The sequence below is a fragment of the Asanoa iriomotensis genome, assembly GCF_016862515.1.
GTDB lineage: Bacteria > Actinomycetota > Actinomycetes > Mycobacteriales > Micromonosporaceae > Asanoa > Asanoa iriomotensis.
The window spans coordinates 1-15,847 of the sequence record NZ_BONC01000081.1; the positions used below are offsets into that span (position 1 = coordinate 1).

The 15,847-nt window shown below is 70.7% G+C and carries 13 protein-coding genes; 4 read left to right on the forward strand and 9 right to left on the reverse strand.

What is annotated here, in order from left to right; all coding sequences use genetic code 11:
- Window positions 1–35: 35 nt before the first annotated feature.
- Window positions 36–1,622, reverse strand: coding sequence for a citramalate synthase (gene cimA / locus Air01nite_RS35260; RefSeq protein ID WP_203707721.1), 1,587 nt, complete (start codon window positions 1,620–1,622; stop codon window positions 36–38).
- Between the two features lie 280 nt (window positions 1,623–1,902).
- Between cimA and Air01nite_RS35265 the strand changes: the two genes are divergently transcribed.
- Together Air01nite_RS35265 and Air01nite_RS35270 are read left to right on the forward strand one after the other, a co-directional pair.
- The gene (locus tag Air01nite_RS35265) at window positions 1,903–2,259 is read left to right on the forward strand and encodes a PRC-barrel domain-containing protein (protein WP_203707722.1); all 357 of its coding nucleotides are present in this window, start codon (window positions 1,903–1,905) and stop codon (window positions 2,257–2,259) included.
- A 94-nt stretch (window positions 2,260–2,353) separates the two neighbouring features.
- Complete coding sequence (locus Air01nite_RS35270; protein WP_203707723.1) at window positions 2,354–3,073, forward strand: tyrosine-protein phosphatase; 720 nt, start codon at window positions 2,354–2,356, stop codon at window positions 3,071–3,073.
- A gap of 35 nt (window positions 3,074–3,108) precedes the next feature.
- Here the strand turns inward: Air01nite_RS35270 and Air01nite_RS35275 are convergent, their stop codons facing one another.
- From Air01nite_RS35275 to Air01nite_RS35285, 3 genes are all read right to left on the reverse strand, one after another.
- Window positions 3,109–3,543, reverse strand: a complete 435-nt coding sequence (locus tag Air01nite_RS35275; protein ID WP_203707724.1) for an LppU/SCO3897 family protein — start codon at window positions 3,541–3,543, stop codon at window positions 3,109–3,111.
- Between the two features lie 316 nt (window positions 3,544–3,859).
- Complete coding sequence (locus tag Air01nite_RS35280) at window positions 3,860–4,954, reverse strand: branched-chain amino acid aminotransferase (protein ID WP_203707725.1); 1,095 nt, start codon at window positions 4,952–4,954, stop codon at window positions 3,860–3,862.
- Window positions 4,955–5,071: 117 nt separating this feature from the next.
- Window positions 5,072–6,103, reverse strand: a complete 1,032-nt coding sequence (locus Air01nite_RS35285) for a 3-isopropylmalate dehydrogenase (RefSeq protein WP_203707743.1) — start codon at window positions 6,101–6,103, stop codon at window positions 5,072–5,074.
- Between the two features lie 179 nt (window positions 6,104–6,282).
- Between Air01nite_RS35285 and Air01nite_RS35290 the strand changes: the two genes are divergently transcribed.
- Both Air01nite_RS35290 and Air01nite_RS42010 read left to right on the forward strand, forming a co-directional pair.
- Complete coding sequence (locus Air01nite_RS35290) at window positions 6,283–7,089, forward strand: FAD:protein FMN transferase (RefSeq protein WP_203707726.1); 807 nt, start codon at window positions 6,283–6,285, stop codon at window positions 7,087–7,089.
- A gap of 725 nt (window positions 7,090–7,814) precedes the next feature.
- Window positions 7,815–7,964: a hypothetical protein gene (locus Air01nite_RS42010; RefSeq protein WP_373310551.1), complete on the forward strand. Its 150-nt coding sequence runs from the start codon at window positions 7,815–7,817 to the stop codon at window positions 7,962–7,964.
- A gap of 55 nt (window positions 7,965–8,019) precedes the next feature.
- Here Air01nite_RS42010 and serA read toward each other — a convergent pair whose 3' ends face one another.
- The 5 genes from serA to Air01nite_RS35320 all read right to left on the reverse strand — a co-directional run bounded on the left by serA (window position 8,020) and on the right by Air01nite_RS35320 (window position 15,827).
- Window positions 8,020–9,618, reverse strand: coding sequence for a phosphoglycerate dehydrogenase (gene serA / locus Air01nite_RS35300; RefSeq protein ID WP_203707728.1), 1,599 nt, complete (start codon window positions 9,616–9,618; stop codon window positions 8,020–8,022).
- 162 nt (window positions 9,619–9,780) lie between these two features.
- Entirely contained in the window at window positions 9,781–10,794 is a 1,014-nt protein-coding gene (gene ilvC, locus Air01nite_RS35305) for a ketol-acid reductoisomerase (protein WP_203707729.1), read from the reverse strand.
- A 33-nt stretch (window positions 10,795–10,827) separates the two neighbouring features.
- Complete coding sequence (gene ilvN, locus Air01nite_RS35310; RefSeq protein WP_203707730.1) at window positions 10,828–11,343, reverse strand: acetolactate synthase small subunit; 516 nt, start codon at window positions 11,341–11,343, stop codon at window positions 10,828–10,830.
- Window positions 11,343–13,217 (reverse strand): acetolactate synthase large subunit, encoded by a 1,875-nt coding sequence (locus Air01nite_RS35315; RefSeq protein ID WP_203707731.1) that lies wholly within the window; start codon window positions 13,215–13,217, stop codon window positions 11,343–11,345. The genes ilvN and Air01nite_RS35315 overlap by 1 nt, the downstream gene beginning before the upstream one ends.
- A gap of 183 nt (window positions 13,218–13,400) precedes the next feature.
- Window positions 13,401–15,827, reverse strand: a complete 2,427-nt coding sequence (locus Air01nite_RS35320) for a putative bifunctional diguanylate cyclase/phosphodiesterase (protein WP_373310552.1) — start codon at window positions 15,825–15,827, stop codon at window positions 13,401–13,403.
- Window positions 15,828–15,847: the final 20 nt, after the last annotated feature.

Genomic DNA, 15,847 nt, shown 5'->3' on the forward strand with positions numbered 1-15,847 from the left:
CCCGCCGCAGCCCGGTCAGGACTTCGAGACGGACCCTAGCTCTTGGCCGGCTGGCGGTTGAGGCCGTAGGTGAGCGCGTCGACCAGGGCCCGCCAGCTCGCCTCGACCACGTTCTCGTGCACGCCCACCGTCGTCCAGTCACGGCCCGCGCCGTCGTTGGTCTCGACCAGCACGCGGGTGACCGCGCCGGAGCCGTGCGAGCCCTCGAGGATGCGCACCTTGTAGTCGCCGAGCACGAACCTCGTCAGCTCCGGGTAGTGCTTCGACAGCGCCAGCCGGAGCGCCTCGTCGAGGGCGTTCACCGGGCCGTTGCCCTCGGCTGTGGCGATGACCCGCTCGCCGCGCACCCGGACCTTGGCGGTCGCCTCGGAGACCACCGCCCCGTCCTCGCGGTGCTCGACCAGCACGCGGTAGGACTCCAGCGCGAACGGCCGCGGCACCTCGCCCAGCTCGCCACGGACCAGCAACTCGAAGCTGGCGTCGGCGGCCTCGAACGACCAGCCGCCCGCCTCGAGGTCCTTGACCCGCTGGGTGACCCGGGACAGCTCGGTCGGATGGCCGGCCAGATCGATGCCGAGCTCGCGGCTCTTGAGCTCGATGCTGGCCCGGCCGGCCATCTCGGTGACCAGGATCCGCATGTCGTTGCCGACGACCGAGGGCTCGACGTGGTTGTAGAGCAGGGGATCCACTTTGATCGCGCTCGCGTGCAGGCCCGCCTTGTGTGCGAACGCCGCAGCTCCCACGTACGCCTGATGGGTGTCGGGTGCGATGTTGGCGATCTCGGCGATCGAGTGGGACACCCGCATCGCCTGTTCCAGGCAGCCGTCCGGTAGGACGGGCAGGCCCAGCTTGAGTTGGAGGTTCGCGACCACGGCGAACAGGTCGGCGTTGCCGGGGCGTTCGCCGTAGCCGTTGGCGGTGCACTGGAAGTGCTCCACGCCGGCCTCGACCGCGGCGACCGTGTTGGCGACCGCGCACGAGGTGTCGTTCTGGCAGTGGATGCCGAGCTGGTCGGCGGTGACGCCGAGCCGCGCGGTCAGGTCGGCGATCGCCGCCGTGATCCGGGACGGCAGCATCCCGCCGTTGGTGTCGCACATGACCACGCGTTCCGCGCCGCCCTCGAACGCGGCGGCCACCACCGACGCGGTGTAGGCGGGGTCGAAGCGGTAGCCGTCGAAGAAGTGCTCGCAGTCGAGGAACACCCGGCGGTCGTTCTTGACGAAGTGGGCCACGGTCTCGCGGACCATCGCCAGGTTCTCGTCTCCGGTGGTGCGCAGGGCCCGCTCCACGTGCCGGAGGTCGGACTTCGCGACCAGGCACACGGCCGGCGTCTCCGCGTCGAGCAGGGCGCGCACCTGCGCGTCCTCGCCGACCCCGACGCCGGCCTTGCGGGTCGCGCCGAACGCGACGAGCTGGGCGTGCTTGAGGTCGAGCTCCGTGCGGGCGCGCTTGAAGAACTCGGTGTCCTTGGGCATCGCGCCGGGCCAGCCGCCCTCGATGAAACCCACGCCGAACTCGTCGAGCAGGCGGGCGACGGCGAGCTTGTCGACCACCGAGTAGCTGATCCCCTCGCGCTGTGCCCCGTCGCGCAGCGTGGTGTCGTACACCTGGTAGGAGGGCATGTTCCTGTCGTCCTTTCGAAGGCGGTGGGGCCTGGCGCCGCAACAAAAAGACCCCCCGCGAATGCGGGAGGTCTGCGCGCTCGGCGGTGTCGGGTGCCGGCGCGCTAGCTGCCAATAATGAGGGCGAGCTGCGTCACGCTCCGTACTTTGCCATGGCCGGGCCGTGACGCCAACTACCTGACCACATGTCGGGATCACCCATTGGTGGGTTTCACACCCCCTGCGCCGGGTAGGAAGTTCTGCGACCAGCTACGACAGTCGATACAAGGAGTGAGGTTCCATGGCGATGAACGCCTACGATCCGTGGACGTTCCGTGACGAGGCCGGCGTGACCGGCTCCGACCTGGTCGGCTACAAGGTCGAGGCGACCGACGGCGGCATCGGCAAGATCGACAGCGCCAGCAACGAGGTGGCCGCCAGCTATCTGGTGGTGGACACCGGCGTGTGGATCTTCGGCAAGAAGGTGATGCTGCCCGCCGGCGTTGTCAACCGCGTCGACCACGAGGACCGGAAGGTCTTCGTCGACCGGAGCAAGGACCAGATCAAGGACGCTCCGGAGTACGAAGCGGACAGCCACGCCGACGAGGTCTACCGGGCCAAGCTCGGTGACTACTACGGCGGTACCCCCCGTATGTAGCTCGGTCTCACGGCACACCGGCGCCCGCGGGTCTCTCCGGCGGGCGCCGGTGCGTGTCCATAATGGATTTGCGCGGTCGGCTACCGTGGCACGCATGGAGCCCAACCGGTCCGTCGCCCTGGACGGCGTCTTCAACTTCCGCGACATCGGCGGTTACGCGGGCCACGAGGGCCGCACCGTGCGGTGGCGGCGCGTGTTCCGCTCCGACTCGGTGCACCGCGTCTTACCGGCCGAGCTGCCCGCCCTGGGTGTGCGCACCGTGATCGACCTCCGCCGCCCGCACGAGCTGGAGCGCGACGGCCGGGTGGCCGACTTCCCCGGCCTGTCCTACCGGCACATCCACCCGGAGCACCCGGAGTGGGAGGTGGCGGACGCCGGCGGCGAGCCGACCCGGTTCATCGCCGACCGCTACCGGGAGCTGGCCGAGTTGGGCACGGCGGGCATCGCCACCGCCCTCAAGGTGATCGCCGACCCGGTCGCGGCGCCGCTGGTCGTGCACTGCGTGGCGGGCAAGGACCGCACGGGCGTGGTCTGCGCGCTGACCCTGTCGCTGCTCGGCGTGAGCGACGAGGACGTGGCGGCCGACTACGCGCTGAGCACGGCGGCGTCGGAGCGTTTCTCGGCCTGGCTGCGGGAGTCGCTGCCGGCGCTCGAGGTGCCGCCGCTGCCGTTCATGGTGTCGCCCGCGGCGGCGATGCTGCTGTTCCTGGCCGAGCTGCGCGAGCGGCACGGCTCGGTCGAGGGCTACGCCAAGTTCGCGGGCCTGACGACGGAGGACCTGTCGGCCCTGCGGTCGCACCTGCTGGAGCCGTGACGCCGGCCGTCCATGATGGACGGCCGGCGCTTCCGTCACTTCTTGAGCGGCTCCAGGCAGAGCACGTCGCCGTCGCGGCCCTTCTTGCCCATCCAGAGCGACGCCTCGGCCGTCGGGTAGGCGGTGCAGCTGTTCTGCGAGGCGTCGAAGTCCGCCTCCTTGACGTTCTCGACCTTGCCGGCGACCTTCCAACTGGCGGTCGGGTCGTCGCAGCCGACGGTCTTCATGTCATCGGCGGACGCGGCCTCGATGAGGCAGTCGCCGGTCGCGGCCGTGGCCGGGTCACCGGACAGGAACTTCCAGGCGACGCCGGCGACGACCACGACGATCGGGACGGCCACACGCAGGAGGATCTTGCCGATGTTCTTGCCCTTGGCCGGCTTGGCCGGCTCAGGGGCAGGAGCGTCGGCGGGCGGAGCGAAGGAACCGCCGGCTTGCGGGGCGGCGGAAGGGGTGGCCTGGTCGGACACGGGTATTCCTTTCGATGGATTGCCGACCGGGAACGCTAGACCATCTCCGGCCCGCCCGTGACCCCGAACGGTCATCCGTTCGGCGCCACCACCCACCCGAACGACCATGCTGGTTTCGGGCTAATCGCCGAGCGGCTCCGCGACCGACCATTTCGGACGGTGTGATGTCATGCACTCGGCTCTGACCGCGACCCTCGGCGGAGGCCGCGTTCCGGCGGGAGCGACGGTCGTGCCCACGACGGACCCGGGACAGCCGGCAACGACGACGACGGCGCGCCGGGAACATCCCGACGCGCCGACGCGGAGAATCTGCTTGCTAGAAGACCTTTTCGACCCAGCCGTAGGGGTCGGCGGCGCGGCCGCGCTGGATGTCGACGAGCTGCTTGCGGATGCCCATCGTCGTCTCACCCGAGCCGCCGTCGCCCATCCTGAACGAGCCGCCCTCGAACCGGACCTCGCCGATCGGCGTGATGACCGCGGCGGTGCCACACGCGAACGCCTCGCGGATGCGGCCACGCTCGGCGTCGGCCTGCCACTCGTCGAACGCTACCGGGCGCTCGATGACCGCACGGCCGGCGTCGGTGGCCAGGCGCATGACGGCGTCGCGGGTGATGCCCGGCAGGATCGTGCCGAGCGGCGGCGTGACCAGCGTGCCGTCGTCGTACACGAAGAAGATGTTCATGCCGCCGAGCTCGTCGATCCAGCGCTGCTCGACCGCGTCGAGGAAGACCACCTGGTCGCAGCCGTTGGCGGCGGCCTCCTGTTGCGGCAACAGCGAGGCGGCGTAGTTGCCGCCGCACTTCGCGGCGCCCGTGCCGCCCGGCGCGGCCCGCGTGTAGTTGGGGCTCACCCAGACCTTGACGGGCTTGATGCCGTGCTTGAAGTAGGAGCCGACCGGCGACGCGATCACCACATAGAGGTATTCCATCGCGGGCCGGACACCCAGGAAGACCTCGCTGGCGAACATGAACGGGCGCAGGTAGAGGCTGGACTCGTCGTCCTGCGGGATCCATTCGCGATCGATGGTGATCAGCTGGCGCAGCGACTCGACGAACGCGCCCTCGGGCAGGTGCGGCATGGCGAGCCGGGTGGCCGAGGTGGTGAACCGGGCGGCGTTGGCGTCGGGCCGGAACATGGTCACCGTGCCGTCGGCGTTGCGGTAGGCCTTGAGGCCCTCGAAGATCTCCTGCGCGTAGTGCAGGACCGCGCTGGCCGGGTCCATCTGGATCGGGGCGCGGGCCTCGACGCGGGCCTCGTACCAGCCCTTTCCGTCGGCGTAACGGGCCGTGACCATGTGGTCGGTGAAAACCCGACCGAACCCGGGGTCGACCATGAGCGCGGCGCGCTCGGCGGCGGGTACCGGCTGGGGATTCGGGCGAATCTCGAAGTCGAGCTTGTCACCACCGCTCATCGCGTTGGACCTCCAGATAAGCCGGCGCGCCACGCCGGCAACGCTGAATAAGGCTGCGAAAGAAACTTACCCCGAACGGTCGTTCAAGGGCGAGAGGGCGCCGGGCGGCGGACGGGTTCAGCCGATCGCGGCCGCGGCGAGCCGATCTCCGACCCCGGCGGTGCGCAGCGGAGCGCCGGACGTGCGCCCGGCCAGCTCGGCGGCGACCGCCTCGGCTACTCGGTGTGCGGCGTCGGCGTGCCCGAGGTGGTCGAGCAGCAGCGACACGGAGAGCACGGCGGCGGCCGGGTCGGCCAGGCCCTTGCCGGCGATGTCGGGCGCGGAGCCGTGCACCGGCTCGAACATCGAGGGGTGCGCGCGCTCGGGGTTGATGCAGCCGCTCGCGGCCATGCCGATGCCACCGGTCACGGCGGCGGCGATGTCGGTGAGGATGTCACCGAAGAGGTTGTCGGTGACGACGACGTCGTAGCGCTGCGGCTGGGTCACGAGGAACATCGCGGCCGCGTCGACGTGCTGGTATTCGGTGGTCACGTCGGGGTGCCCGGCGGCCACCGCGTCGAAGGTGCGCGACCACAACGAGCCCGCGTGGGTGAGCACGTTGGTCTTGTGCACCAGCGTCACCTTGCGCCGCGGGCGACGCTCGGCGCGCGCGAACGCGTCGCGGATGACCCGCTCGACGCCGTGGCGGGTGTTGAGGCTCTCCTCGGTCGCGATCTCGGCAGGCGTGCCCCGGTGTAGGCCGCCGCCGGCGCCGGCGTAGAGACCCTCGGTGCCCTCGCGCACCACGATCATGTCGATCTCGCCGGGCTTGACCCCGGCCAGCGGGCTGACGACGCCCGGGAACAGCCGCGAGGGGCGCAGGTTGACGTATTGGTCGAAGACGAAGCGGAGCTTGAGCAGCAGGCCGCGCTCGAGCACGCCCGGCGGCACGGTCGGGTCGCCGACGGCGCCGAGCAGGATCGCGTCGTGCCCGCGCAGCTCCTCGATCACCGAGTCGGGCAGCACCTCGCCGGTGCGGTGGTAACGCGCGGCGCCGAGGTCGTATTCGGTCGCCTCGACCCCGGGGAGCACCGCGTCGAGCACCTTGCGCGCCTGGCCGATCACCTCGGGACCGATGCCGTCGCCGGCGACCACCGCGATCCGCGCCACTGACTGCTCCTTCGTCGGGGAATGCACTAACAAACGTTAAGCTATCGTCCCGCCAACCGGTATGCGGCTCCCACGATGCGGAATCGGGCAGAGTTACCCAGGAAACTCTCAGCCGGTGCTCATGCCACCGTCACCCGCAAATCTTAGGTTTAGGCCAGTCTCAGCTGGAAGGGGGCCAGATGCGCCCAGACCTGCGCCTCGGTGGCGGGCCAGCCAGCACCTCCGCTCACTCCGCCGCCGCCAACGGCGGCCTCGTCGCGCACCACTCGGTGCAGACCTCGACCGCGGGCTTCACGTTGACCATGGTGAGCCCGCCCTCGATGAGTCGCCGCGCGCTGGCCGCCACGATCGCCGACGCGGTCGGCGAGCTACGCGCGATCGACGTGGCCTACAGCCCACTGCGCGAGTCGAGCCTGGTCGCGCGCCTGCGCCGGGGCGAGATCGCGCCCGACGCCTACGCACCCCTCGCCGACCTGATCGCCCGCTGCGACGCCATGCGCGCGGCGACGGACGGTTGGTTCGACGCCTGGTCGGCACCCGGCGGCTTCGACCCGAGCGCGCTCGTCAAGGGCTGGGCCATGGAACGAGCCGCCGCCCGGGTCCGGGCCGCCGGCATCAACGACTACGCGGTCGCGAGTGGCGGTGACCTGACGGTACGCGGCAACGCACCGCACGGCGGCCCGTGGCGGGTCGCGGTGCACCACCCGTACGAGGGTCGCCGCAAGCCGGTCCTGCTCGAGCTGACGTCGGGCGCGATCGGCACGAGCGGCGTGACGGGCCGGGCGGGTCACGTGATCGACCCACACCGCGCCAGTCCGGTCGACGAGCTCCGCGCGGCCACGGTGATGGGCCCTGACCTGGCCGTGGCCGACGCGTACGCGACGGCGTTGTATGCGGCCGGCGACGCGGGCCTGGCCTGGTTCCCGACACCCGACGGCTACACCGCGAGCCTGCTACCGAGTCCAACCGCGACACGCGGTGCGTGAGTGACCCTTGCGCACGCTTGCGTCGAATCGATAGCGTGTTCGAGCAGTTACGCAGTGAGGTTTCCGGCGCGGAACGGTCTTCGGGTGACCACTTCGGCGTCTTCGCTCGTAGCCACCCACCGTGGTGCGCAAGCCAGCGCACGCGAACGTTGATCAGCTCCCCAACCGCCATTGCCGAGGCGATTGGGGAGCTGATCGCATTTCAGCGCCTTCAGCCGACGCTCGGCGCGTGGGAACCGTCAACTGTTGGTCAACGGCGATGCGACCCATGTAGAACCGCCCTCAATCCGCAGCGAAAGCGCACCGCGAGACGAGAAGCTCTGGCGACACGAATGGCGAGACGGTAAAGCGCAAACCGTCGCGACGACCGCATGCGGGACGGCGCCTGGACACGTGAGGGAGCGTAGGGGCGCGGTCGTGTTCCGCGACGCCGGGCCGCCGAGCGAAGCAAGGGCGGCCCGGCGTCGCGGAACACGACCTCCTCGGCGCCCCGAAGCGACCGAACCATATGGCACAGTGTCGCAGTGAGTTTCGATTTGGTGGTCTGGGCTATGGAGCCGGGCGCCTCGGCAGATGATGTTGGCGCGGCGTTTGAGCTGTGTCGGCAGGGCGAGCATGTCGCCGGTAGGCCGCATCCGCGAATCGCGGACTTCTATGCCGCGATTACGGCCGCGTACCCGGACCGGCGCACGGACGGTTCGCCTTGGGCGGCTACGCCTCTGCACGTGGCTACGGATCACGTCGAGATGAAGCTCGACGAGGACTGCCCGGACGAGGTGCTGCTGGCCGTGGAGGAGCTCGCCGGCAAGCACGGGCTGATGTTGTTCGACCCGCAGGGCGGCACCGTCTACCCGCCGGGAGCGATGACCTCCTGACAACATGAAAAAACGGGACGGGCGGCACGCGGCCGCCCGTCCCGTTTTCATGCCCTTATTCGGTGCGCAGGTCGACCGCGCTCGCCGAACCGGCGCCGATCGCGGTCTGTGCCGCGGCGAGCAGCTCGGCGTCGACCGCGTTGTCGACGGTCAGCGTCATCAGCGCCTCGCCGCCGGCCTCGCGCCGGGCCACCTGCATGGCGGCGATGTTGACGCCGGCCTCGCCGAGGATCGAGCCGATCGCGCCGACCACGCCGGGCCGGTCCGCGTACCGGAAGAACAGCAGGATGCCGTCGGCGGCGAGCTCGAGCGCGAAACCGTCCACTTCGGTCAGCTTGGCGACCTCGCGGCTGCCGGAGATGGTGACGGTGCCGGAGACGCTGACCGTGCGGCCGTCGGGCAGGGCGCCGCGGACCGTGACGTTCGTCGGGTGCTCGGCGGTGTCGGCCATGGTGACGAGGTCGACCTCGACGCCACGGTCGGCCGCGATGTGCGGCGCGTTGACGTAGGTGACCTGCTCCTCGACCACGGAGGCGAACAGGCCCTTGGTGGCGGCCAGCTTGAGCACCGACACCTCGTTGCTGATGATCTCGCCGCTGACCTCGACGGTCACGCTGGCGGCGACGCCGCCGGCGACCGCGGTGAAGGCCCGGCCGAGCTTCTCGGCGAGCGGCAGCAGCGGGCGCACGTCCTCGGCGACCACGCCGCCGGCCTGCACGTTGACGGCGTCCGGCACGAACTCGCCCTGCAGCGCCAGCTTGACGGAGCGCGCGACGGCGAGGCCGGCCTTGTCCTGCGCCTCGGCGGTGGACGCGCCGAGGTGCGGGGTGGCGACCACGTTGTCGAACGCGAAGAGCGGCGACGAGGTGCACGGCTCCTTCGCGTAGACGTCGATGCCGGCGCCGCCGACCCGGCCCTCGGCGATCGCGTCGGCGAGCGCCTGCTCGTCGATCAGCCCGCCGCGCGCGGCGTTGATGATCCGCACGCCGGGCTTGACGAGCGCCAGCTCCTTCTCACTGATCAGGCCGACGGTCTCGGGCGTCTTCGGCAGGTGGATGGAGATGAAGTCGCTCTCCCGTAGCAACTCCTCCAGACCCACGAGGCGCACGCCGAGCTGTGCGGCCCGGGCCGGCTGCACGTAGGGGTCGTAGGCGATCAGCCGCGTGCCGAACGCGGCGATCCGCTGTGCGAACAGCACGCCGATGCGCCCGAGGCCGACCACGCCGACGGTCTTGCCCTGGATCTCCACGCCGGTGTACTTGGACCGCTTCCACTCCCCCGCCTTGAGCGCGGTGCTCGCGCTCGCCGTGTTGCGCGCGACCGCGAGCAGCAGGGCGACCGCCTGCTCGGCCGCGGACACGATGTTGGAGGTCGGCGCGTTGACCACCATGACGCCGCGCGCGGTGGCGGCGGGCACCTCGACGTTGTCGAGGCCGACGCCGGCGCGGGCGACCACCTTGAGCCGCGGCGCGGCCGCGATGGCGGCGGCGTCGATCTGGGTGGCGCTGCGGACGATCACCGCATCGGCTTCGGCGAGGGCGGGCAGCAGCGCCTCGCGGTCGGAGCCGTCGACGTGACGGACGTCGAAGTCGTGCGCGAGCACGTCAATCGCGGCAGGGGCCAGTTCTTCGGCGATAAGAACGACGGGAGTCATAGGTCCTCGTAAATTAGGGAAGGGGCGCCGGCAGCGGCTGCCTACCACTGAAATGGTAGGCGCCGGGCCGGCGCCCCAGGTTCTCCTTAAGGCGTGTTTGGGCTCACAACGGGAGCTTTCGCCCCGCAGGGGCGCTAGCCAGCGCGGCCCACGTGGCCAGAGTCACGCGGTCTCCGTGATCGGGCGGTCCACCCAGCTCATCATTCCGCGCAGCTTGCGGCCGGTCTCCTCGATCGGGTGAGCCGCGCCTTCCTGACGCCACTTGGTGAAGTTGGGCCGCCCGTTGTCGTCCTCGGCGATCCATTCGCGCGCGAACTCGCCGGACTGCACCTCGGCGAGGATGCGCTTCATCTCCTCCTTGACGCGGGCGTCGACGACGCGCGGGCCACGCGAGTAGTCGCCGTACTCGGCGGTGTCCGAGACGCTGTACCGCATGCGGGCGATGCCGCCCTCGTACATCAGGTCGACGATGAGCTTCAGCTCGTGCAGGCACTCGAAGTAGGCGATCTCCGGTGCGTAGCCGGCCTCGGTGAGAACCTCGAAACCGGTCTGCACCAACGCGGATGCGCCTCCACAGAGGACGGCCTGCTCGCCGAACAGGTCGGTCTCGGTCTCCTCCTTGAAGGTGGTCTTGATGCCGCCGGCGCGCAGGCCGCCGATCCCCTTCGCGTACGAGAGGGCGAGCGCGAGCGCGTTGCCGGTCGCGTCCTGGTCGACGGCGACGAGCACCGGAACGCCCTTGCCGTCCACGTACTGGCGGCGCACCAGGTGGCCCGGGCCCTTGGGCGCGACCATCGCGACGTCCACGTTGGCCGGTGGCGTGATGAAGCCGTACCGGATGTTGAAGCCGTGGCCGAAGAACAGCGCCTTGCCCGCGGTCAGGTTCGGCTCGATCGCCTCGGCGTAGAGCTTGCGCTGCGCGGTGTCGGGCGCGAGCACCATGATGACGTCGGCCTCGGCGGACGCGGCCGCCGGCGTCTCCACCCGCAGCCCCTGCTCCTGCGCCTTCTCGCGGCTCTTCGAGCCCTCCGGCAGGCCGATCACGACGTCGACACCGGAGTCGCGCAGCGACAGTGCGTGCGCGTGCCCCTGGCTGCCGTACCCGAGGACCGCGACCTTCTTGCCCTGGATGATCGACAGGTCGGCGTTGTCGTCGTAGAAAACCTCTGCGGTCATGATTCCCTCTCGCGTGTTGCTTGTCAGGCTTTGTCAGGCGGCGCGGAGCGCCGGGCCGGTCGTGATGGAACGGGAGCCGCGACCGATCGCGACCATCCCGGACTGGACCATTTCCTTGATCCCGTACGGCTCGAGGTCGCGCAGGAGCGCGTCCAGCTTGTCCGCTGTGCCGGTCGCCTCGATAGTCAACGTGTCCGGAGCCACGTCGATGACGCGCGCGCGGAACAGGTTCACCGTCTCGAGCACCTGGGACCGGATCGCGCGGTCGGCGCGCACCTTGACCAGGACGAGCTCGCGCTGCACCGACTGCACCGGGTCCAGCTCGACGATCTTGAGCACGTTGACCAGCTTGTTGAGCTGCTTGGTGACCTGCTCGAGCGGCGACTCGTCGGCGTTGACCACGATCGTGATGCGGGAGATCTCGGCGTGCTCGGTCTCACCGACCGCCAGCGAGTCGATGTTGAAGCCGCGGCGGGAGAACAGCCCCGACACCCGGGCCAGGACACCGGGCTTGTTTTCCACGAGCACCGACAGTGTGTGCTTGGACATCACAACTCATCCTCGTCGAAGGCCGGGCGGACGCCGCGGGCGAACATGATCTCGTCGTTGCTGGTGCCGGCGGCCACCATCGGCCACACCATCGCGTCTTTCCCGACCACGAAGTCGATGACCACGGGCGCGTCGTTGATCGCCATCGCGGCCTCGATCGTCTTGTCGACGTCTTCCTTGGTCTCGCAGCGCAGCCCGACGCAACCCAGCGCCTCCGCCAGCTTCACGAAGTCCGGGATCCGGTGCTTGTGCGTGCCCAGGTCGGTGTTGGAGTAACGCTCGCCGTAGAACAGCGTCTGCCACTGGCGCACCATGCCGAGGTTGCCGTTGTTGATCACGGCGACCTTGATCGGGATGCGCTCCAGCGCGCAGGTGGCCAGCTCCTGGTTGGTCATCTGGAAGCAGCCGTCGCCGTCGATCGCCCAGACCGTCGTGTCGGGCTGGCCGACCTTGGCGCCCATGGCCGCCGGGACCGCGTAGCCCATCGTGCCGGCGCCGCCGGAGTTGAGCCACGTGTGCGGCTTCTCGTAGCTGATGAACTGCGACGCCCACATCTGGTGCTGGCCGACGCCGGCGCAGTAGATCGCGTCGGGGCCGGCGAGCTTGCCGATCCGCTCGATCACGTACTGCGGCGCGAGCGTGCCGTCGGACGGCTCGTCGTAGCCGAGCGGATAGCGCTGGCGCAGGTCGTCGAGCTGTGCCCACCAGGCGGTGCGGTCGCCGGCGCGGCCGGCCGCCTGCTCCGCGGCGATCGCGCCGAGCAGTTCCTCGATCACGTACTTGGCGTCGCCGACGATCGGGACGTCCGCCGCCCGGTTCTTGCCGATCTCGGCGGGGTCGATGTCGGCGTGGACGATCGCGGCGTCGGGCGCGAACGAGTCGAGCTTGCCGGTCACCCGGTCGTCGAACCGGGCGCCGAGCGCGACCAGCAGGTCGGCCTTCTGCAGGGCGTAGACCGCCGCGACCGAGCCGTGCATGCCGGGCATGCCCAGGTGCTGTTGGTGCGAGTCGGGGAAGGCGCCGCGGGCCATCAGCGTGGTGACGACCGGGATGCCGGTCAGCTCGGCGAGCTTGCGCAGCGCCTCGGTGGCGCCGGCCTTGAGGACGCCGCCGCCGACGTAGAGCACCGGGCGCTTGGCACCGGTCATCAGCCGGGCGGCCTCGCGGATCTGCTTGCCGTGCGGATGCAGCGTCGGCCGGTAGCCGGGCAGGTCGAGGGTGGGCGGCCAGCTGAACGTCGTCTGCGCCTGGAGCACGTCCTTGGGCACGTCGACCAGGACCGGCCCCGGGCGCCCGGTGCTCGCCAGGTGGAACGCCTCGGCCAGCACCCGCGGGATCTCCTCGGCGTTCTGCACGAGGAAGTTGTGCTTGGTGATCGGCAGCGTGATGCCCTGGATGTCGGCTTCCTGGAACGCGTCGGTCCCGATGGCCGGGCGGGCCACCTGGCCGGTGATCGCGACAACCGCGACCGAGTCCATGTACGCGTCGGCGATCGGCGTGACCAGGTTGGTGGCGCCGGGGCCGGAGGTCGCGATGCAGACGCCGACCTTGCCCGTCGCCTGGGCGTAGCCGGTGGCCGCGTGCCCCGCGCCCTGCTCGTGGCGGACGAGGATGTGGCGGACGGACGAGTCGTAGATCGGGTCGTACGCGGGGAGGATCGCTCCACCGGGGATGCCGAACGCGACCTCGACGCCGAGGGACTCGAGCGCCTTGACGAGCGACTGCGCGCCGGTGACCTTGGCCGGGCCCGGCGGGGTCGGCACGGGGTGGCGCTCGGCGGCCCGCTCCGGCTGGTGGTGACCGGCCTGGGCGGCGACCGTCGCGGGGGTGGCGTGGATCCGGTGGGCGATGGTCTCGGGAGTGGGTCTGGTCATGGCGGGTGCCTTCGCTCGGTGCTGCGCTCGTGTGGTGTTGGCGATCTGTGGTGACCCCCGGGAGAGTCACGTGCGTCCGGGCACAAAAATGGCCCTCGTGCAGATGCACGGGGCCAGCGCACTCTCTGGGAACGAGAGTGCGCTCAGGTAAGTACTCGAGACGACCAGCGTGGCGACATGGGGCTAACTCTGACGTATCTCGCGGGATGAGTCAACTGATCCCACATCATGGGCAGGGGGTGTCGCGGGTGCACGCTGCGCGGGCGGCGCGAGCTCCCCACACGCAGGGCGATCAGCGATCTTGTCGGTGCGTACGCCGGTGGCCGGTGCCTTGGTCTTGATCTTGTTCTTGTCCGGGCGGGTGGCCGCGTCGAGCATCGCCTCCAGGTGCTCGGCCGGCACGCCCCAGCCGAAGAGCTGGCCCTGGCCGAAGCGACAGCCGGCGTCGATGACGGCGGCCTGCTCGCGCGGGTTGGTGACGCCCTCGGCGATCACCTCGAGGCCGAGCCGGTGGCCGAGGCGGACCACGATGTCGACCAGCGGGCCGCCCTGGGGGCGCGCTTTCAGCCCGTCGACGCCGCCGGCGAGCGTGACCAGCGGCGCGAAGCCGTGGTCGACGTCCGGCTCGGACTCGCGGACGAGGCTGTGGTCGATCTTGAGGATGTCGATCGGCAGCCGGCGGAGCTGGCCGAGCGACGAGTAGCCGGTGCCGAAGTCGTCGAGCGCGATGCGCACGCCGAGCGCGCGCAACGCCCGTAGCCGTTTGATCAGCTCGTCGAGGTCGATGGCGACCGCCTGCTCGGTCACCTCCAGCACCAGCCGTTGCGGCGGCACGCGGTGCGCGCGGAGCGCTTCGGCCACCTGGTCGACGTAGATGGGCGCGTGCAACTCCCGCGGCGAGACGTTGACGCTGACCCAGACGTCGTGGCCGTCGGCCAGCCAGCGGGAGAGTTGGTGGCAGGCCTGGTGGAGGACCCACGCGCCGAGCTTGGCGATCATGCCGCATTCTTCGGCGATCGGGATGAACTCGTCGGGGCGGACGGCGCCCAGGTCGGGGTGGTGCCAGCGGAGCAGCGCCTCGGCGCCGACCGGGCGGACCGACGGCATGATCACCACGGGCTGGAACGCGAGGTGCAGCTCGCCCCGGTCGATCGCGCCGCGCATCTCGTGCTCGAGCGTGGTGCGGCGGCGCAGCAGCTGGTCGTAGGAGGCGTGGTAGCGCTCGACCCGGTTCTTGCCGCGCTGCTTGGCGTAGCGCAGTGCGAGGTCGGCGTGCTGGAGCAGCGTGGTGTCGTCGTCGGCGGTGTCGGCGCCCGCGACGCCGATGCTGACGCTGAGGAAGACCCGGCCGGACTTCTGCTCGTAGGGCTTGTTGAGCACGCCCAGCAGCCGCTCGGCGGCACCCTGCGCCTCGTGCGGCTTGGCCCACATCAGCACCGCGAACTCGTCGCCGCCGAGCCGGGCGGCCACGTCGCCGGGGCGCAGGTTCATCCGGAGCCGCTGGCCGACCTCGACCAGCACGTCGTCGCCGACGTCGTGGCCGCGCATGTCGTTGACGTTCTTGAAGCCGTCGAGGTCGAGGCCGAGCAGCACGCACGGCTTGCCGGGCTCGACCTCGTCGGCCAGCGCGCGGAGCAGGCCGCGGCGGTTGGCGAGGCCGGTGAGCGGGTCGGTGTGCGCCAGCTCCTTGAAGTGCGCCTCGCGGTCCTGCAGGCGGATCGCGTAGTTGCGGACGTCGCGCAGCGCCACGAACTGGCGCACGACCAGGGCGAAGCCCTCCAGGCTGCCGAGCGCGATGCCCATCGCGGTGAACTCGCCGCCGCCGATCACGTGGACCATGCCCGAGATCGCCATCCCGAGCATCGGGACGAACGCGTAGGTGGTGCCGCGGCGGATCACGTCGAGCTCGGCGATCGCCTCGGTGTCGACGCCGCGGCCGGCGAACGCGACCACCATGAGCGCGATCGGCATCACCACGCCGCTGAGGGTGGCCAGGCCCGGGCCGGCCTGGCAGAGCCCCGCGGTGAGCCCGACGCCGCAGGTGGCGACCGAGACCGCGCCGCAGCCCATGAAGAGCAGTCGGAGCCGCGAGCCCGCGCCGCGCATCGTGACGATCGCGACGATGCCGACCGCGAGCGCCGCCGCGCCGGCGGCGACGTAGATGCCGACGCACGGGCTCGTCGTCGACCGGCCGAAGATCTCCCACGGCGGCGAGGTCAGCACCCACCCCACGAACCACAGTGAGAACGCGATGACCAGCGCGTCGAGCAGGTGGCGGCCGGCGATCCGCCGGGTGCCGGCGGCCCAGGGCAGCCGGAGGAGGCCGGCGCAGAGGATGGCGGTGCTGATCGCGCTGCCGATGCCGATGCCGATCGCGAAGTTGGTGCGGGCGGGCTGGTGGTGGCTCCAGCCCTCGGCGAACGTGAGCACACCGACCAGGGCGATCGCGGTGGTCAGCGCGGCGAGCGCGCTGCCGATCGCGAGCAGGAGGTGGGCCTGGCGCGCGGCGCCGACCCGAGCGCGTGCGGAGGACACCAGCAGGACCGTGACGACCGCGGCCGCCAAGGTGCCTGCGGCGGCGGCCAGCGCGGCACCGGTCCCGAAGTGCACACCACAACTGTGCCGGATCG